Source organism: Blautia sp. TF10-30, from assembly GCF_003481245.1.
Classification (GTDB): Bacteria; Bacillota; Clostridia; order Lachnospirales; family Lachnospiraceae; genus Fusicatenibacter; species Fusicatenibacter saccharivorans.
The window spans coordinates 15,442-34,534 of sequence record NZ_QUKM01000001.1; the positions used below are offsets into that span (position 1 = coordinate 15,442).

Below are 19,093 nucleotides of genomic sequence, written 5' to 3' on the forward strand. Positions count from 1 at the left end.
GTCCCTCCAGGCAGAACAAAATAGAGCGGAGGAGCGAGTTTCAATTGACACAAAAAAGGGGAGCAAGTACAATAAAAGTAACGAAAAGAGAGGAGGCGGTATTCAGTTGAAAAAGAGAAAATGGAAATTCCGCATCGCAGGCGGCGCTGTCACGCTGCTGGGCATCTATCTGATGGCGGTCGGCTACGGAGAGACGATCACACTCACCATCGCCACGGTTGTCCTGATTTTCGGCATTGCCATCTGGTCCATGGCAACCCCGGAGAACTACAATTCCATGACGGATATGATTGCCATGATCTCCATGGAGAAGCCGCGGAAAATCGAAGAATTTTATGAGGCTTACAAGAACGTCGATACACCGTTCGGTTCTGCATGGCTTGCAAAATTCTACACGATGCGGCAGAAAGCACTCGTTTTCGGACCGGACGCCAAGGGAGAATATCTCTACTTCTGGCTGACCAAAGACGGTCATGTCGGTTATTTGGGATATTCCTTCATCGAAGGCTTTATCAAAAAGAAACTCACCACACCCGTGTATCCGATTCATGAAGATGTTGCAGAGAACCTCGCAGACCATCTAAGCTACCATTCCGATCTGATGATGTTCCAGTGCGAATTAAAAGCGAATCTGGAGCATTTCGTCAAAACCGGAACGGTACAGCCGTTTCAGAAGATTTCGGCGTCCCAGATTTACACTTTCACGGAGGATTACCGCCTGACGGGCCAGCATTTCGATCTGGAGGATACAGACGGAAACCTGGTTTACGAGATCGACAGCACCGTGCCGCTGAAAACATTTTATATCTACGATGCGATGCACACCGAAATCTTCCGTATGACGAAGGAACTGCTCCACGCGCTGCCGACGTACCGTTTTTATCTGTACGGCGAGCCGTATGGTGTGTTGAAAAAGCAGTTTGCACTCGTACGGGATCAGTTCTCGATGGAACTGCCGGAGGGAAAACTGGAACTCCGGGAATACGCCGGCTCCATCGGCCACAATTACTCGGTAAAACTGAACGGAACTATGATCGGCGCCATCGTCGACAATATGGATCTTACCGTCGGAAACATCATGTTCGACAATGCGTTTCTGATTGTCTACGATGCAAAATATCTGCCGCAGCTGACCGCACTCGCTGTGATGGCGGCAAGAGAACTGGCACGCGACAAGGACGGCGGTCTTTCCAATCGGTCCTGACAAAAGAAAGAGAGGGGAATCTATGAGAAAAACGACAAAATTGTTTTTGGGTTTTACAGCAGGACTTCTGCTTCTGTGCGGATGCTCGGCGGCAGAAGAAAAGTTAGGGTATGAAAACGCGGATGTGGCAAAAGAAGCCCTTGCATCGGCTTCGTCCGTCCGCATGCGCTGTGATCTGGATAACGTTGACGCTTCGGGAAACATTTATGCGGATGAAAAGGCTGCCGCGTATATGAAAAACAGCGGTCTCTTTGATCAGACCTGGACGATCTCTATTTCCGGCGAAGAATGGTTCCATATGAAAATTGTGACGGACGAAGAAATCAATAAGATGACAAAATCCGCTACTACCTATGCATTCTATGATCCGGACAACAACCTGCTTGGCTATGCACAGGAGCGCGTGACGACACCGGATCAGATGCCGGAAGCGTATTACATTATTTTTCTCGATGCAGATCTGAACGAAAAACCATATTACGCATCAGAGGATGGACATACCATTTATACAGAGGGCGGAACGGTGATCGGTTCTGCGAAAAAAGAGATGGACTGGTCCGGTTCACAGTGCAATCTCTATGTGAACCTGGAGGATAACGGTACGCAGGTGATGGATTTCCAGGATAAATACGCCTTGCTCGATATGATGTACGATGAGGCAAATGAGTATTACAAAGATAACAAGTAAGGCGGAGGAAAAAGACAGTTGAAAAAGAGAATATATACAGCCGCTGGTCTTTTTCTTGCCGCCGCTCTGGTGCTTGGCGGCTGCGGAAAAGAAAAAGTGCCGGAATCTGAGTTTGCAACTGCGGATGAGGCAAAAGAGGCGCTTACATCGGCAGAAACCATAGAAATCTACTTTGACCTGTATGGAAGTAAACGAAAGACGAAGATTGTGGCAGACGGAAAAGTGGCGGGCTATCTTCAGAAGAATACGGTCTATATCAACGAGGAGGAGTGGTTTTCGATTGACTATGTGGAGGATGAGCCCATCAATGACAGAGAAGGCTCCGGCACGACGTACGGCTATTACGACGCATCCGGTACGTGTCTTGGCTATGCGCAGGAGCAGTATGTGGATACCTCCTATGGAAAAGATACAAGACTGATTTTCCTTGATGTAGATGAAACGCCGCTCGATTACCAGAGTTCGAGAAGCGGCAGGATTCTGTATGATGAAAATGACGAGGAGATCGGCAGCGGAAAGATCGGGCGATCAGGGGTCAGTCTTCTTGACCAGTGGTACACGAATCTTTACTGTGCCGTCTTTAAGACCGAGACGGACGGCACGCGGCAGATTGATTTCATGGACCGGATGGCGATGCTGTGGCGTCTGGAGCGCGATTACCGCTCAATTGACGACAATCCTGTCAACACCGGCGTGCAGATTTATGAAACGGTTGCCGTTGTTTTTGTGCTGATCCTGTTGATTGGTTCGTCTTTCTCAAAATGGAGACAAAAAAAGAAAAATTAAAGGGAATGCTCGCTTCCTGGACGGCTGGTTTTGAGAAAAAACCACTGACAGGAAGGGGGCATTTTATACGCTTGTGAATCTTGCACAATTTCTGGTTTCATGCTAAAATTGTGCAGGTATGACGTTTGTTATACTTCTTATATTTATTCTTGAGAAAAGGTATGAAATACAAATGAACGATACAGAAACAAAAAACACAGCGGTAAAAGCGCCGGCACTGATGTCCACGCGGCCTGTGACAGCACAGGATGCGCTGGATCAGTGTGAGAAGCTTTCGCCTATGATGGTACATTATTGCCAGACGAAGACGGGCTTGACTGACCCGGCTAATACCATTTTGTTTTACCGCTTAGGTGATTTCTACGAAATGTTCTTCGAGGATGCCACCCTGGTATCCAAAGAACTTGAGCTTACGCTGACCGGAAAGGACTGCGGCATGGAGGAGCGCGCTCCGATGTGCGGTATCCCGTATCACGCTGCAGAAGGGTATATCAACCGTCTTGTAGAGAACGGCCATAAGGTTGCGATCTGCGAGCAGATGGAGGACCCAAAGCAGGCAAAGGGCATGGTAAAGCGCGAAGTCATCCGCGTTGTCACACCGGGTACGACGCTGATCCCGCAGGGACTTGATGAGACGAAGAACAACTACATCATGTCGATCGTCTGCATGGAGGGATGCTTCGGTATCTCTACAGCAGATATCTCGACCGGCCAGTGCTTCGTCACGGAAATGGACAAGCCGCGCCGCCTTGTGGATGAGATCACGAAGTTTATGCCGGCGGAAATCATCTGCAATCAGTCGTTCCTGCTCTGCGGGATCGATGTGGAGGATCTCCGGACCCGCCTTCATATCTGCGTGAATGCATTGGAAGACTGGTATTTCGACGATGACATCTGCCGCCGTACACTGCAGGAACAGTTCCATGCTGCTACGATGGAAGGCCTTGGCATCGCCGATTACAACTGCGGAACAATTGCAGCCGGTGCGCTGTTCCAATATCTGCATGAGACACAGAAATCGGATCTGTCTCACATGAATTCGATTACACCGTATGTGACAGACAAATATATGCTGATCGACAGCTCCAGCCGCCGGAATCTGGAACTGGTGGAAACGCTGCGTGAGAAGCAGAAACGCGGCTCCCTGCTCTGGGTTCTCGACAAAACCCGCACGGCGATGGGCGCGCGTCTTCTGCGAAGCTACGTGGAGCAGCCATTGATCGACGAGGATGAAATCAATGCAAGACTCGATGCTGTAGAGGCTCTAACGGGGCAGGCGATGCTACGCGAGGAAATCCGTGAATACCTCCGTCCGGTTTATGACCTTGAGCGTCTCGTCGGAAGAATCAGCTACCAGTCCGCGAATCCGCGTGACCTGATCGCCTTTAAATCGTCGCTGCAGATGCTGCCTTACATCAAGCAGCTCTTAAACTCGTTTGACGGCGGCGCTTTGGCGCAGATTCAGGAGGATCTCGACCCGCTGGAAGACCTCTATCAGCTTGTCGATGCGGCAATCGTGGATGATCCACCGTATCTGATGCGCGACGGCGGTATGATCAAGGACGGCTACAACGAGATGGTCGATAATTACCGTCACGCCAAGACCGAGGGCAAACAGTGGCTGAGTGAGCTTGAGGCAAGTGAGCGCGAGAAAACCGGCATCAAAAATATGAAGGTCAAATACAACAAGGTATTCGGCTATTATCTGGAGGTCACGAACTCGTTTAAAGATCTTGTCCCGGATTACTATACGAGAAAACAGACATTGACGAATGCGGAGCGCTACATTACCCCGCGTCTGAAGGAACTCGAGGATACGATTCTCGGTGCGGAGGATAAACTGTATGCGCTGGAATACGATCTTTTCTGTACGGTGCGCGATACGGTTGCCGGTGAGGCGGAGCGGATTCAGCGCACGGCGCAGGCTCTGGCACGGCTCGATGTGTATGCATCACTTTCCTACGTTGCCGAGCACAACCACTATGTGCGTCCGAAGCTGAACAGCCGAGGAAAGATTGATATCAAGGACGGCCGTCACCCAGTGGTCGAGAAGATGATTCCAAACGATATGTTTATCGCAAACGATACCCTGCTTGACAACGGTGACCACCGCGTTTCCGTCATCACCGGACCGAACATGGCCGGTAAATCGACGTATATGCGCCAGACGGCCCTCATTGTGCTGATGGCACAGATCGGTTCGTTTGTTCCGGCTTCGAAGGCAAACATCGGTATTGTGGACCGGATCTTTACCCGTGTCGGCGCATCCGATGACCTGGCAAGCGGCCAGAGTACGTTTATGGTTGAGATGACGGAGGTGGCGAATATTCTTCGGAATGCAACCTCGAACAGTCTGCTGATTCTCGATGAGATCGGAAGAGGAACGAGTACGTTCGACGGTCTTTCGATCGCCTGGGCGGTGATTGAGCATGTGGCGAATCCGAAGCTGCTCGGCGCAAAGACACTGTTCGCTACGCATTACCATGAGCTGACTGAGCTTGAAGGAAAGCTTCCGGGCGTGCACAACTACTGTATTGCCGTTAAGGAAAAGGGCGACGATATCGTATTCCTGCGTAAAATTGTACAGGGCGGCGCAGATAAGAGCTACGGTATCCAGGTAGCGCGTCTTGCGGGAGTGCCGGAGTCAGTGCTCTCCCGGGCGCAGGAGCTGGTGGAGCAGTTGAGCGATGCCGATATCACTGCTGCGGTTAAGGATCTGACCATGCAGAAAAAACCGAAGGCAAAGCCTGTTCACTACGACGAGGTCGATATGGCACAGATGTCGCTGTTCGATACGGTGCAGGACGATGATATCATCAAAGAGCTCTCGGAGCTTGATATCTCGAATATGACACCAATGGATGCTTTAAATACCCTGTACCGTTTCCAGGGAAAGGTGAAAAACCGCTGGAAATAGGGGAATGCTGGATCAGAACATAAGTTAGAATCAATCCGAAACAGAAAGGAACAACATGGCTACCATAGCAGTACTGGATCAGAATACGATCGATAAAATTGCGGCCGGTGAGGTCGTGGAACGGCCGGCTTCCGTGGTAAAGGAGCTGGTGGAAAATGCAATGGACGCCGGTGCGACGGCGATCACCGTGGAAATCCGCGACGGCGGTATTTCGCTGGTGCGGATCACGGACAATGGAAGCGGCATTCCGGCCGAACAGGTGCCGCTCGCTTTTCTGCGCCACGCGACGAGCAAGATCCGTTCCGTGGAAGAACTCGTGCAGATTGCATCTCTTGGCTTCCGCGGCGAGGCGCTCTCGAGTATCTCGGCGGTTGCGCAGGTCGAGATGATTACGAAAACGCCGGATGCGCTGACGGGAACGCGGTATGTGATTGAGGGCGGCGCGGAGAAGGCCAATGAGGAGGTCGGTGCCCCGACCGGAACAACCTTTCTGGTCCGGAATCTTTTTTACAACACGCCGGCTCGTCAGAAATTCTTAAAAACGCCGGTCACGGAGGCAAATGCGGTGACTTCTGTGGTGGAGCAGCTCGCTCTGTCCCATCCGGGCATTTCGTTTAAATACATGGTCAATTCGCAGGTGAAGCTTCATACAAGCGGCAACCGGAATTTAAAAGAACTGGTCTATAATATTTACGGCCGCGACATCGCGCGGGAGCTGATCGAGATTCACTCGGAAAGCCCGCTGATGACGATTGATGGTTTTATTGGAAAACCGGTGATCTCGAGGGGAAACCGGAATTTTGAAAATTATTACGTGAATGGACGGTATGTGCGGAGCAAGCTGCTCGCCCGTGCGATTGAGGACGGATATCAGACATCGATGATGCAGCATAAATATCCGTTTACGCTGTTCTATGTCCAGATGGATGGAGAGGCGGTGGATGTCAATGTGCATCCGACGAAGATGGAGCTTCGTTTTTCCCATCAGGAGGAGATTTACCGCCAGATGCGTGATATGATCTCGGATGCGCTGAATCACAGGGAGCAGATTGTGAAGGTTTCGCTTTCTTCCGACAGGGAACGGAAAGCAGAGGAAAAAGCGGCACGGAAAGAACAGATTGTTGTTCCGGAACCGTTCGAGCAGAAACGGCAGGTAAAAGAAGGCTTTGCACGGCAGTCCCTTCCGGTGGAGCCGGTTTCCAGCCAGAGCAGAAGAATGCCAATTTTCCCGGAGGTGGAACGAAATGGATACCGCGCAGCGAAAACATATGTGCCGGTTCAGCAGATGACGGGAATGACGCGGGAAGAGGAAGAACTGTTTGAGCCGGGTGCAGGAAACGTGCCAAAGACGGCAGACCTCTCAAACGCGGACGTAATACAGCATCAGCAGGAGCCAGATGCAGCTCCAACGGTATCTTCCATGCCGGAAGAATCCTCATCTGCATCTGCTTCGCCTGAGCCAGAAGGCCAGATGCAGCTCTTTGATGAGCAGTTTCTTACCCCGGAGGCAGAGAAATCGCACCGCATCATCGGCCAGGTTTTCGATACATACTGGCTGATTCAGTACGACGAGAATCTCTACATCATCGATCAGCATGCCGCGCACGAAAAGGTACTGTTCGAGCGGATGATGAAAAATTACCGGGAAAAGAACGTCACCTCCCAGATGGTGAGTCCTCCGCTGATCGTCTCCTTAACGCCGCAGGAAGCGGATCTTGTGACCCGTTACATGGACGTTTTCCAGTCCTTCGGCTACGAAATTTCCCCGTTCGGCGGAAAAGACTATGCGATCAACGCCGTGCCGCACAACCTGTACGGTATTGCGACGGAGGAGCTGTTTATCGAGATTCTCGACAATCTTGAGGAGGTCCGCGAAAAGCCGCTGGAGATTTTAAAAGACCGTCTGGCGACGATGTCGTGCAAGGCCGCCGTAAAGGGCAACAATCATCTTTCCTATGCAGAGGCGGAGCAGCTCATTGCCGAGCTTTTGACGCTCGAAGATCCGTATCACTGCCCGCACGGCCGGCCGACGATCATTTCCCTCTCGAAACGGGAACTGGAAAAGAAATTTAAGAGAATTGTGTAGGTGATTTTTTTGAAAAAACCTTTGATTATCCTGACCGGTCCGACCGCTGTCGGCAAGACGAAGCTGTCGATTTCGCTTGCAAAAGCGGTGAATGGGGCCATTATCTCCGCGGATTCCATGCAGGTCTACCGCCATATGGATATCGGATCTGCCAAAATCCGCCCGGAGGAGATGTGCGGCGTTCCGCATTATCTGATCGATGTGCTCGATCCTTCCGAAGAGTTTCACGTCGTGAAGTTTGTGGAACTGGCGCATGAAGCGATGGAAAAAATATACGCCGCCGGACAGATTCCGATCGTGACGGGCGGCACCGGCTTTTATATCCAGGCGCTTTTAAAAGAAGTTGATTTTACGGAATCGCACGGTGAACTGCCGATCCGGAAACAGCTGGAAGAAAAAGCAGCAACGGAGGAAGGCGCGGCAGAACTGTACCGGGAACTTTCCGAGGTTGATCCTGCTTCCGCGGAGACGATTCACCCGAATAATGTAAAACGTGTAATCCGGGCGCTGGAATATTATCACGAGACAGGACAGAAGATTTCGGAGCACAACGAGGAGCAGAAGCAGAAGGAATCTCCGTACTGTTCTGCTTATTTTGTGCTGAACGACGAACGTTCGATTCTGTATGACCGCATTGACAGGCGCGTCGATCAGATGATCTGCGACGGACTGGTTGATGAAGTTTTCCGTTTGAAAGAAATGGGATACACAAGAGATCTTGTCTCCATGCAGGGACTGGGCTACAAAGAACTGTTCCCGTATCTTGCGGGCGAATGCACGCTGGAGGAGGCCGTCTATATCATCAAGCGGGACACCCGTCATTTTGCCAAACGGCAGCTGACCTGGTTCCGACGGGAAAAGGATGTGATCTGGCTGAACAAGCCGGATTTTGACTACGACGAAGAAAAAATATTATCATATATGCTGGATCGCTGGAACGAAATCGTTTCGGCCGATGCAAAGGAAGAAGGAGAACAATCATGTTGACAGAAAAAGCTGCTATGTACAGCACACTTGGCATTTCCAAAGAGGTTTTCGCATTTGGAACGAAAATTGAGGAAGAATTAAAAGAGCGTTTTGCAAAAATTGATGAAATCGCAGAATACAACCAGTTAAAGGTCATCCACGCCATGCAGGCAAGCAAGGTCAGCGAGGCATGCTTATATGGAACCACAGGATACGGATACAATGACCTGGGACGTGATACGCTGGAGCAGGTCTATGCAACGTGCTTCGGCACTGAGGATGCACTGGTACGCCCGCAGATCGCCTGCGGAACCCATGCGCTTGCAACGGCGCTTTCCGGAAATCTCCGCCCGGGCGACGAACTGCTTTCTCCTGTTGGAAAACCGTACGACACCCTTGAGGAAGTGATCGGCATCCGCCCGTCCGTCGGATCTCTTGCGGAATATGGCGTAACTTACCGCCAGGTAGATTTAAAAGAGGACGGCTCTTTCGATTACGAAGGAATCAAAAATGCCATCAACAAAAAGACAAAGATGGTGACGATTCAGAGGTCGAAAGGATATCAGACCAGACCGACGCTTTCTGTTACCCGCATCGGTGAACTGATTGCATTTATTAAAAATATCAAACCAGATGTCATCTGTATGGTCGATAACTGCTACGGCGAGTTCGTGGAGACGATCGAACCGACCAATGTCGGTGCAGATCTGATGGTCGGATCCCTGATCAAAAACCCGGGCGGCGGACTGGCTCCGGCCGGCGGTTACATTGTTGGAAAGAAAAAGTACGTGGAAAATGCAGCATACCGTCTGCTCTCCCCGGGACTTGGAAAAGAGGTTGGCGCAACACTCGGTGTGAACGGTTCCTTCTACCAGGGATTCTTCCTGGCACCGACCGTTACCGCAGCGGCATTAAAAGGTGCTGTCTTTGCTGCAAATGTTTATGAGAAACTGGGATTTGCCGTTGTTCCAAACGGAACCGAGAGCCGTCACGACATCATTCAGGCGGTAACGTTTGGAAAACCGGAAGGCGTCATCGCATTCTGCCAGGGTATCCAGGCAGCTGCCCCGGTCGACAGCTTCGTTTCCCCGGAACCTTGGGATATGCCAGGCTACGACAGCCCAGTTATCATGGCAGCTGGCGCTTTCGTGCAGGGCTCTTCCATTGAACTTTCTGCCGATGGACCGATCAAACCGCCGTACGCTGTCTATTTTCAGGGTGGGCTTACGTGGCAGCACGCAAAATTCGGTATTCTGATGAGTCTTCAGAAACTCGTCGATGCCGGTATGGTGACATTATAATGGCAAAAAATGTGGTAATTATCGGCGGCGGCGCGAGCGGACTGATGGCGGCAATTTGGGCCTCACGTCTCGGTGCCGCGGTCACCGTTCTGGAAAAGAACGATAAACCGGGCAGAAAGCTTCTTGCGACCGGAAACGGACGGTGTAATTTTACCAATCGTTATCAGGATGCATCGTGCTACCGCACGGGAAATCAGGAGCGTGCATCACGGGTTCTCGAACAGTTTACCGAACAGGACACCGAACAGTTTTTTGAACAGCTCGGCATCCGCATCCGGAGCCGTGAAGGCTGGCTTTATCCGGCCAGCGAGCAGGCACAGTCCGTTCTTGAGCTGCTGATTTTGGAAGCCAGATTCCGAAAGGTAAAAATCAAGACACGGGAAACGGCTGTTGCAGTGGAAAAAGCCGAAAATGGTTATCTGGTGCGCACCGAAGGATGGCAGTACCCGGCTGACAGCGTCATCATCTGCTGCGGAAGCTGTGCTTCCCAGATCGCCGGTTCCGACGGAGATACACTTCGATTTGCCGATCAGCTTCAGCTCGCTTCGATTCCGTTTTTCCCGGCCCTCTGCCCGCTCCGCTGCAAAGGAAACCAGTTTTCCTCCTGGGCGGGTGTTCGGGTGCGCGCGAAGATTACGCTTCTGGTTGAAAATCAGGAGATTCTGACGGAACAGGGAGAGCTGCAGCTTACCGACTACGGTGTCTCCGGCATCCCGGTATTCCAGATTTCCCGGTTCGCTGTGCGCGCCTGCATGCAGAAAAAACGCGCTGAACTTCTCGTAGACTTCTTTCCGGAACTGACGGAATCGGAGCTTACTGCAGAATTTGTCAGACGGCAGGAAATCTGCCCGTATAAAGCGCCAAAAGAGCTTCTGATCGGCCTTCTTCCGGAAAAACTCATTCCGGTTCTGATCGGAAAGAAAAAGATTCCGGAAGAAATGGCAGGCGCCATCAAATCATATCGTTTACAGATCACCGGCCAGACCGACTTTGGAAAAGCCCAGGTGTGTGCGGGCGGCATCACGCTCGACCAGCTTACGGATTCTCTGGAATCGGTACAGCACCCTGGTATTTTCTTTGCGGGAGAAGCCCTGGACGTCGACGGCGTCTGCGGCGGCTACAATCTCCAGTGGGCCTGGTCCAGCGGAAGTGCAGCCGGAAGAGCTGCAGCAGGAGAACATGCATGATTCGGATACAGCAATTAAAGCTTCCAGTCACCCACACACAGGAGGAACTGGAACAGAAAATAAGAAAAACACTGAAAATCGGAAAACACGATCTGCAGGAAATTGAGCTCTTACGCCGCTCAATTGATGCCAGAAAGAAATCCGAATTAAAATACGTTTATCAGCTTGATGTAAAAGTAAAAGATGAGAATGCCGTACTGCGGAAGGCGAAAAATAACCAGATCGTAAAAGCGGAGAAAAAGCCATATGTGTTCCCAAAATCTGGAGAACAGACTCTTGTTCACCGGCCGGTTATTATCGGAAGCGGTCCGGCAGGACTTTTTTGTGCCTATGTTCTCGCAAAGCATGGCTACCGTCCGCTCGTTCTGGAGCGCGGCGAATCTGCAGAACAGAGAAAGAAAAGTGTCGATGCGTTCTGGAAAACCGGCGTTCTGAACCCGGAATCGAACGTACAGTTCGGAGAGGGCGGCGCCGGTACGTTTTCGGATGGAAAATTAAACACTTCGGTGAAGGATCCATCCGGCAGAAACCGTGAGGTACTCCGGATCTTCACAGAATGCGGGGCACCGGAAGAAATTCTGTACGATCAGAAACCGCACCTTGGCACCGATCAGCTCATCGGAATTGTGACAACGATGCGGAAAAAGATCGAGGCATGGGGCGGAGAAGTCCGTTTCGGAGCAAAAGTGACGGACTTTGGGATTGAAAACGGCAGACTCACTTCTGTAACCGTCAATGAAACCGAGAAGATTGCCGCGGAGACTGCAGTCCTTGCGATCGGCCACTCTGCACGCGATACCTTCTTTAAACTCTGCGAAAATAAGATCTCCATGGAAGCAAAATCCTTCGCTGTCGGCGTCCGCATTGAGCATCCGCAGAAGATGATCACGGAGGATCAGTACGGACCGGAGGCACCGGATTTCCTTGGGGCAGCACCGTATAAGCTCACCAATCAGTGTGAAAACGGAAGAGGTGTGTACTCATTCTGCATGTGTCCCGGCGGCTATGTTGTCAACGCATCCTCGGAAGCGGAACGCACCTGCGTCAACGGTATGAGTTATTCTGACCGGGAAGGTAAAAATGCGAACAGCGCTATGATTGTCACCGTAACACCGGAAGACTACCGCCCGTACCATGTAGAGGGAACGCCGGACGTACTCGATGGTGTGGCATTCCAGAGAGCGCTTGAACACGCTGCGTGGGAAGCCGGAAAAGGCAAAGTTCCGGTGCAGCTTTTTGGTGATTTCTGTGAAAACAGAGTTTCTACAGCACTTGGAGAGGTAACCCCTTCCATCTGCGGAGAATGGACTTTCGCCAATCTGCGGGAAGTTCTTCCGACGTTTATCGGAGACTCCCTTGTGGAAGGCATTCGTGCATCTGAGCGGAAAATCCACGGCTTTTCCCGTCCGGACGCCGTTCTTTCCGGCGTGGAAGCGCGTACCTCGTCACCGGTCCGCATTGTAAGAAATGAAACGCTCGAAAGTCCGTCGCTTACCGGTCTTTACCCGTGCGGAGAGGGCGCAGGCTATGCGGGAGGCATCACTTCCGCAGCCATGGACGGATTAAAAACGGCAGAGGAAATTGCAAAAAAATATATGAATTTTTCATAATTCCTATACATCTGCGGAAAGTTGTGCTAGAATGATGGGTGATTCAAACCAATGTATTCCATGAAAATTCCCGGAAGAGTGGTGGGAGGAATACATGAGAAAAAATGGATTACGAAACCTGCCGACGATGGAACAGCCATATGAAAAATGCCTGGAAAACGGCCCGGAAAGCCTTTCCGACGCGGAGCTTCTGGCTGTCATTTTACGATGTGGGGCAAGGGGAAAAACATCCCTGGAGCTTGCAAGAGAAATTCTTTCCCTTCCCGGAAAAGAGGAGGGCCTGTTAGGACTCTATCACTGTACAAGACAGGAACTTCTGCAGATCCGCGGAGTCGGGGAAGTAAAAGCGATCCAGCTCCAGTGCATCGGTGAGCTTTCCAAACGAATGGCCGCGGCCGGAGCAAGAAAAGGTCTCTGCTTTCATGATCCGGCTTCCATTGCGGATTATTACATGGAACGTCTCCGCCACGAGGATCAGGAGGTTCTTCTCTGCATGATGCTGGACACAAAAAATCAGCTTCTCGGAGAAAAGGAAATCACAAGAGGAACGGTCAATGCGACGATGATTTCGCCGCGGGAGCTTTTTCTTGCGGCACTGCAGTTCCGTGCGGTTCATATTCTGCTGGTTCACAACCATCCAAGCGGAATCCCGGAACCAAGCGGTGACGATATTACCGTGACACGGCAGATCCGGCGGGCGGGCGAAATGCTCGGCATTACCCTGCTGGATCACATTATTATCGGGGATCACTGTTATACCAGTATGCTGGAACAGGGAATCTGATCCCGAAAATCCGAGGCAGAAATGCCCAAAGGAAGGGAACAAGTTAAAGGAGCACGATGCAGATTCGAAATGTATACGGCATAGACCTTGGCACCAGTACCGTCAAAATCTATGACCTGAAGAAAGACACAATCACAAAAGAAAAAAATATGATTGCCATACGCAACCGCGAACAGGTGATTGCCGTTGGAAATTACGCATATGAAATGCACGAGAGAACGCCTTCCAATATCGAGGTAATTACCCCCATGAGCAACGGACGCATTGCGAATGTATTGATGGTAGAAGCCGTTTTGCACACGCTTCTCCATCGCTGTACGCGCCACATGGGATACCGCCCGGAGCTGTATTTTTCAGTTCCCTGCGATATGACAGAGATTGAACGGCGTTCTTATTATACGATTGCACATAAGGGAGCCTTAAAAAACTGCCGCATGTATCTTGTGGATAAACCAATCGCGGATGCGCTGGCACTTGGCATTCCGATCAACCGCACGAAGGGTTCCATGATTGTCAACATCGGAGCGCAGAGCACAGAGATTTCTGTTATCGCCAACGCGAGGGTTATTTTTTCCAGAATCATCCCGGTAGGCGGAAAACAGTTCAACGAATCGATATGCAATCTGAACCGCCGCAAAAACAATTTCCAGATTGGCTCCAAAACAGCCAAACGTGTCAAGATTGCGCTGGCGGATCTTGGAACAGACAAAAAAGAGGCGCGGAAGGTGCGCGGCGTAGATGGTGCATCCGGTCTTCCAATGGAAGGGATCATTACTTCTTCCCTCGTAAACGAAGCACTCCTTTCCGGTGTTAATGAGATCGGCGAGGAAATCAAGCATGCGCTGGAGCGTACACCGCCGCAGATCCACGATCATATCCAGAAAGAGGGTATTTACATCACCGGCGGAAGCACAAGGATTCCGAACATTGACCGCTATCTTTCGAGACAGCTCGGCTGTCCGGTGCAGCTTTCCCAGTATTATGACCTCTGTACCATCTGTGGGCTCAAGGAACTGATCACGCACGATGCGCTGCATCGCTGGGCTTACACGGTAAATAAAAAGAAGTAAATCTATCAAAAAGGACCCGCTATGAATAAGAAGAAAAAATTTCAGCTAAAAAGCAAACATTTACTTTTCATCATGACGTTCCTGTGTCTCTCCGGCATTTTAGGCAGTGCAGCAGACAAAATGCCGGTCACGCCGATCCGGGAAGCCGCAGGCTTTGTGATCATCCCGTTTCAGAACGGAATTAACCAGATCGGTGCGTATTTGACAGACTGTCTGACCGGTTTCCAGAACGTCAAAAAACTGTCTGCCGAGAAAGAGGAGCTTGAACAGAAGGTCACGGATCTGACTGAGGAAAACAATCAGCTTGTACAGGAGCAGCAGGAGCTGCAGCGTCTTCAGGAGCTGTATCAGCTGGACCAGTCCTACTCGGAATATGAAAAAGTAGCAGCACAGGTCATCTCAAAGGATCCGGGCAACTGGTATGATACCTTTGTCATCAACAAAGGATCAAATGACGGGATTCAGAAAGATATGAACGTTATTGCAGACGGCGGCCTTGTTGGACTTGTTGAGGAGGTAAGTTCCAATTCCGCTACTGTCCGCTCTATCATTGATGACTCCAGTTCCGTGAGCGCCATGACAGCATCTACCTCAGATACGTGTATTGTATCGGGTGATCTGCGCCTGATCAGCGACGGAAAGCTTGCCTTTTCCCAGCTGAATACAACCGACACGGTAGCTGAGGGCGAAAAGATTGTGACATCGAACATCAGTGATAAATACCTCCGCGGTATTCTGATCGGCTATGTCAGTGAAATCACCGAGGACTCCAATCACCTGACGAAAAAGGGATACATCATTCCTGTTGTGGATTTTCAACATATTCAGGAAGTTCTCGTGATCAAAGAATTAAAACAGCAGGGAGGAGAGTAAATGCGCAGAAAAATCACGCTTGCCTTTCTGATTCTGGCAGCTTTCCTGTTACAGACAACTGTATTTCAGTATTTTCAGATCGCGTCCGTAACGCCGAACCTTCTTCTGATTCTGACGTCCGCCTTTGGGCTGATGCGCGGAAAAAAAGAGGGACTGATGGTCGGATTTTTCAGCGGTCTGATGATTGATCTGTTCTACGGCAGCCTGTTTGGATTTTACGCACTGCTCTACATGTATATCGGTTATCTGAACGGCTTTTTCTGCAAAGTCTTCTATGACGATGATATTAAGGTACACATTGTACTGGTCGCTGCCAGCGATCTTGTCTACAGTCTGCTGATGTATGTGCTGCAGTTCCTGCTGCGCGTGCGCCTGCACTTTTTCGATTATCTGGCGCATATTATTCTGCCGGAAATGGTATACACGGTAGTGCTCTCCATTCTGCTTTACCGGCTTTTATTTATCATCAACCGTAAACTGACCGAAAATGAAATGGAAGGACAACAGTCGCCATGGCTAAGAAGATAAGAAAACTTTTCCGCAGACTCGGTGAAAACCGCACCCTATTGCTTGGTGTGGTTTTCCTTGCTATGTTTGCCGTCCTGATCGGAAGACTTTTTATCCTGCAGGTGGTGCATGGAGAAGAGTATGCGGATAATTTTGAACTGCAAATCACAAAAACCAGAACCCTTGATAGTACAAGAGGAAATATTTATGACCGGAACGGAAAACTGATCGCTGGAAATAAGGTTTCCTACTCCGTAACCATCGAGGATAACGGAACGTACAACACGACAAAAGAACGTATTCTCTCTCTGAACGCAGAACTCTATCGTCTCTGTAAGCTGATTCGTGCAAACGGAGACTCGATTGACACCAGCACCTTCCCGATTGAAGTGGATGAGAACGGTGCGTTTGTTTTTACAGGTGAAGAGGGAACGACCCGCGACCGTTTCCGTGCAGACATTTATGGACAGAAGAAAATCGACGATATGACGGCAGAACAGAAGAGTTCCAGTGCCGAAACGCTGATGACATTTCTTGCCGGACCGGACGGCTTTGGCCTGGATGCCTATTCTGACGATGAAAAATACGCATATTCTGCCAAAGATTTTGAAGAGTATGGTCTTCCATACCAGACAGACGAATCCGGAAATGCGGTCCTTTCTCTTTCCAATCAGGAGCGTCTGGAAATTCTGGTGATCCGCTATAAGATGAAACAGACGAATTATCAGAAGTATGTCCGCGTGACAGTTGCTTCCGGCGTCAGCAGCAATACAACTGCATCGATTGCAGAGAATGAAGATGTTCTGCAGGGTGTCAGCATTTCGGAAGATTCCGAGCGTGTATATTATGACGGAAAGTATTTTTCCTCTCTGATCGGTTATACGGGCCAGGCGTCCTCAGACGAGCTGACAGAACTGAATGAAGAGCTGAAGAGCCAGGGAAAAGAAGAAACGTATTCCACGGAATCCATCGTCGGAAAATCTGGTCTGGAACAGTATATGGAGACAATCCTTCAGGGAACCGACGGATCAGAAGAGATTATCGTTAATAACGTCGGAAAAGAGCTGGAAACGGTAGAAGGATCCCTGGTTGAGCCAAAACAGGGAAATAACGTCTATCTTTCGATTGATTATGACCTGCAGATTGCGGTATATAAAATTCTGGAACAGAGAATTGCCGGCATTCTGAAACAGTATCTGAGTGATGTAAAATCTGTTGATACCTCAACACTTGCCAACACGGATGCCGTTCCGATTCCAATTTATGATGTATACAATGCACTGATCGAAAACAGCACGATTGATATTTCCCATTTCTCGGCGGCGGATGCCACGGAGCGTGAGCAGCGGATCTATGCACTGTTCCAGCAGAAGCTCCAGCAGGTGCTTGCCGAGATTACGCAGGAACTGACCGTTGAAACAGCAACCGTTTACAACGACCTCAGCGATGAAATGCAGGAATATGAGACCTTCATCGTGGATAAGCTGCTTTCCAGTACGATGGGTATTCTTTCTTCAACAGCAATTGATGAGAAAGACGCCACCTATCAGGCATGGAATGACGGAACGATTTCTCTTCGTGATTATCTGACGTATGCGGCAAGCCAGAACTGGATTGATGTCTCAGCACTGACGCAGGATGATGCCTACCTGGATTCTCAGGAGGTTTATCAGAAGCTGACGGAGGTTATTCTGGACCGTCTGGCAAACAATACAACATTTGCAAAAAAGATGTATCACTATATGCTGCTGCAGGATATGCTCGATGGCTATGATATCTGCAATCTGATGTATGATCAGAACCTTCTGACGAAAGAGGATGACGATTATGCCGCTTATGTTGCAGGAAATATGACACCGTTCCAGCTTCTGTCCGATAAAATCGCCAAACTGGAAATCACCCCGGCACAGCTTGCACTCGATCCGTGTTCCGGTTCTGCTGTCATTACGGACCCGAATACCGGTGCTATTTTAGCCTGTGTTTCCTATCCTGGCTACGACAACAACCGCCTGGCAAACCAGATGGATACCGCATACTGGGCAAAATTGAATACCGATGAATCCAGCCCGCTGTACAACAAAGCAACCCAGCAGAAGACGGCTCCTGGTTCCACCTTTAAACCGCTGATGGCGGTTGCCGGATTAAGCGAAGGCATAATTACTCCGACCAGTACCATCAACTGCAACGGTCTGTTCGGGGAAGGACTTGTCAACGAATCTGACTATGTCCACTGCCATCAGTTGAGCGGCCACGGAGATCTGAACATTGTCGGTGCCATCCAGAACTCCTGCAACGTGTTCTTCTGTACGCTTGGATATCGTCTGGGACTCGATGAGAACGGCACCTTTAAACAGAAGCGCTCTCTGGAAATGATCCAGAAATATGCCGATATGTTTAAGCTGGATGAAAAGACTGGAATCGAAATTTCGGAAACCGATCCGAATGTAACCGATTCCCTCCCGATCCCTTCCTCGATTGGTCAGGGTACCAACAACTATACGACGACACAGCTTGCACGCTATGTCACAACGATTGCAAATTCCGGTACGGTTTATAATCTTTCCCTTCTGCAGAAAGCAACGGATTCGGATGGCAATGACATCGATATGGGCGCAGATTTCGGCCCGACGGTAAATTCAGAAATGGATGTTGATTCCAGCATCTGGGATCTGGTACACGAAGGCATGCGAAAAGTAATCAGCGTATCCAATGCGGCCATTTTCCCGGAATCCTGGCCGGTAGAGCTTTCCGGAAAAACCGGTACCGCGCAGGAAGACCGTACACGTGCAAACCATGGACTGTTTATCGGCTTCTCTCACTATGAGAGCAGAGACGATATTGCTCTTGCCGTCCGCATTCCGTTTGGATATTCTTCTATGAACGCAGAGTTGGTAGCTAAGGATATCTTAGATTATTACTATGGCCTCTCAGACGATATTCTGTCCGGTCAGGCAAACTCCAACGGTGTTGCAAGCGTGAGAGCAGACTAAGGAATTTTTCCGGCAGAAACGAAGCCTGGGAAGAAAGCTGCAAAAGAGAAAGGATGCGTTTTTAAACAAAGGTTTGGACGCATCCTGCGGCATGAAAATGCAGAACAGTTTTCAACAAGGAGGT

General features: G+C 50.1%; 14 protein-coding genes. All 14 read left to right on the plus strand.

Annotated elements, in window-relative coordinates; all coding sequences use genetic code 11:
* Positions 1-106: 106 nt before the first annotated feature.
* The 14 genes from DXD02_RS00075 to DXD02_RS00140 all read left to right on the plus strand — a co-directional run bounded on the left by DXD02_RS00075 (position 107) and on the right by DXD02_RS00140 (position 18,969).
* A complete protein-coding gene (locus tag DXD02_RS00075; protein ID WP_118666235.1) occupies positions 107-1,204 on the plus strand; it encodes a hypothetical protein in 1,098 nt (365 codons plus the stop codon).
* Between the two features lie 22 nt (positions 1,205-1,226).
* Entirely contained in the window at positions 1,227-1,892 is a 666-nt protein-coding gene (locus DXD02_RS00080) for a hypothetical protein (RefSeq protein ID WP_055228134.1), read from the plus strand.
* A gap of 18 nt (positions 1,893-1,910) precedes the next feature.
* The gene (locus tag DXD02_RS00085) at positions 1,911-2,678 is read left to right on the plus strand and encodes a hypothetical protein (protein ID WP_022461039.1); all 768 of its coding nucleotides are present in this window, start codon (positions 1,911-1,913) and stop codon (positions 2,676-2,678) included.
* A gap of 280 nt (positions 2,679-2,958) precedes the next feature.
* Positions 2,959-5,595: a DNA mismatch repair protein MutS gene (gene mutS, locus DXD02_RS00090; protein ID WP_118600993.1), complete on the plus strand. Its 2,637-nt coding sequence runs from the start codon at positions 2,959-2,961 to the stop codon at positions 5,593-5,595.
* 55 nt (positions 5,596-5,650) lie between these two features.
* Positions 5,651-7,681 (plus strand): DNA mismatch repair endonuclease MutL, encoded by a 2,031-nt coding sequence (gene mutL, locus DXD02_RS00095; protein WP_118666236.1) that lies wholly within the window; start codon positions 5,651-5,653, stop codon positions 7,679-7,681.
* 9 nt (positions 7,682-7,690) lie between these two features.
* Positions 7,691-8,668, plus strand: a complete 978-nt coding sequence (gene miaA / locus DXD02_RS00100) for a tRNA (adenosine(37)-N6)-dimethylallyltransferase MiaA (RefSeq protein ID WP_118666330.1) — start codon at positions 7,691-7,693, stop codon at positions 8,666-8,668.
* Positions 8,662-9,948 carry a methionine gamma-lyase family protein gene (locus DXD02_RS00105; RefSeq protein WP_055228136.1) on the plus strand — a complete coding sequence of 429 codons (1,287 nt, stop codon included), beginning with the start codon at positions 8,662-8,664 and terminating at the stop codon, positions 9,946-9,948. The genes miaA and DXD02_RS00105 overlap by 7 nt, the downstream gene beginning before the upstream one ends.
* Complete coding sequence (locus DXD02_RS00110) at positions 9,948-11,135, plus strand: NAD(P)/FAD-dependent oxidoreductase (protein WP_199607166.1); 1,188 nt, start codon at positions 9,948-9,950, stop codon at positions 11,133-11,135. The genes DXD02_RS00105 and DXD02_RS00110 overlap by 1 nt, the downstream gene beginning before the upstream one ends.
* Positions 11,132-12,745 carry an NAD(P)/FAD-dependent oxidoreductase gene (locus tag DXD02_RS00115; protein ID WP_055228138.1) on the plus strand — a complete coding sequence of 538 codons (1,614 nt, stop codon included), beginning with the start codon at positions 11,132-11,134 and terminating at the stop codon, positions 12,743-12,745. Before DXD02_RS00110 ends, DXD02_RS00115 begins: the two co-directional genes overlap by 4 nt.
* 94 nt (positions 12,746-12,839) lie before the next feature.
* A complete protein-coding gene (gene radC / locus DXD02_RS00120; RefSeq protein ID WP_022462847.1) occupies positions 12,840-13,529 on the plus strand; it encodes a RadC family protein in 690 nt (229 codons plus the stop codon).
* Positions 13,530-13,585: 56 nt separating this feature from the next.
* Entirely contained in the window at positions 13,586-14,599 is a 1,014-nt protein-coding gene (locus DXD02_RS00125) for a rod shape-determining protein (RefSeq protein WP_055217830.1), read from the plus strand.
* A 21-nt stretch (positions 14,600-14,620) separates the two neighbouring features.
* Positions 14,621-15,472: a rod shape-determining protein MreC gene (mreC, locus tag DXD02_RS00130; protein WP_055228139.1), complete on the plus strand. Its 852-nt coding sequence runs from the start codon at positions 14,621-14,623 to the stop codon at positions 15,470-15,472.
* Positions 15,473-16,000, plus strand: coding sequence for a rod shape-determining protein MreD (gene mreD, locus DXD02_RS00135; protein ID WP_022462850.1), 528 nt, complete (start codon positions 15,473-15,475; stop codon positions 15,998-16,000).
* Complete coding sequence (locus tag DXD02_RS00140; RefSeq protein WP_118666237.1) at positions 15,985-18,969, plus strand: penicillin-binding transpeptidase domain-containing protein; 2,985 nt, start codon at positions 15,985-15,987, stop codon at positions 18,967-18,969. Before mreD ends, DXD02_RS00140 begins: the two co-directional genes overlap by 16 nt.
* Positions 18,970-19,093 lie beyond the last annotated feature (124 nt).

Coding starts and splice junctions, on each gene's coding strand:
- DXD02_RS00080 (WP_055228134.1), top strand. CDS start 1,227: ATGAGAAAAACGACAAAATTGTTTTTGGGTTTTACAGCAGGACTTCTG.
- mutS (WP_118600993.1), top strand. CDS start 2,959: ATGATGGTACATTATTGCCAGACGAAGACGGGCTTGACTGACCCGGCT.
- mutL (WP_118666236.1), top strand. CDS start 5,651: ATGGCTACCATAGCAGTACTGGATCAGAATACGATCGATAAAATTGCG.
- DXD02_RS00105 (WP_055228136.1), top strand. CDS start 8,662: ATGTTGACAGAAAAAGCTGCTATGTACAGCACACTTGGCATTTCCAAA.
- DXD02_RS00110 (WP_199607166.1), top strand. CDS start 9,948: ATGGCAAAAAATGTGGTAATTATCGGCGGCGGCGCGAGCGGACTGATG.
- DXD02_RS00115 (WP_055228138.1), top strand. CDS start 11,132: ATGATTCGGATACAGCAATTAAAGCTTCCAGTCACCCACACACAGGAG.
- radC (WP_022462847.1), top strand. CDS start 12,840: ATGAGAAAAAATGGATTACGAAACCTGCCGACGATGGAACAGCCATAT.
- DXD02_RS00125 (WP_055217830.1), top strand. CDS start 13,586: ATGCAGATTCGAAATGTATACGGCATAGACCTTGGCACCAGTACCGTC.
- mreC (WP_055228139.1), top strand. CDS start 14,621: ATGAATAAGAAGAAAAAATTTCAGCTAAAAAGCAAACATTTACTTTTC.
- mreD (WP_022462850.1), top strand. CDS start 15,473: ATGCGCAGAAAAATCACGCTTGCCTTTCTGATTCTGGCAGCTTTCCTG.
- DXD02_RS00140 (WP_118666237.1), top strand. CDS start 15,985: ATGGCTAAGAAGATAAGAAAACTTTTCCGCAGACTCGGTGAAAACCGC.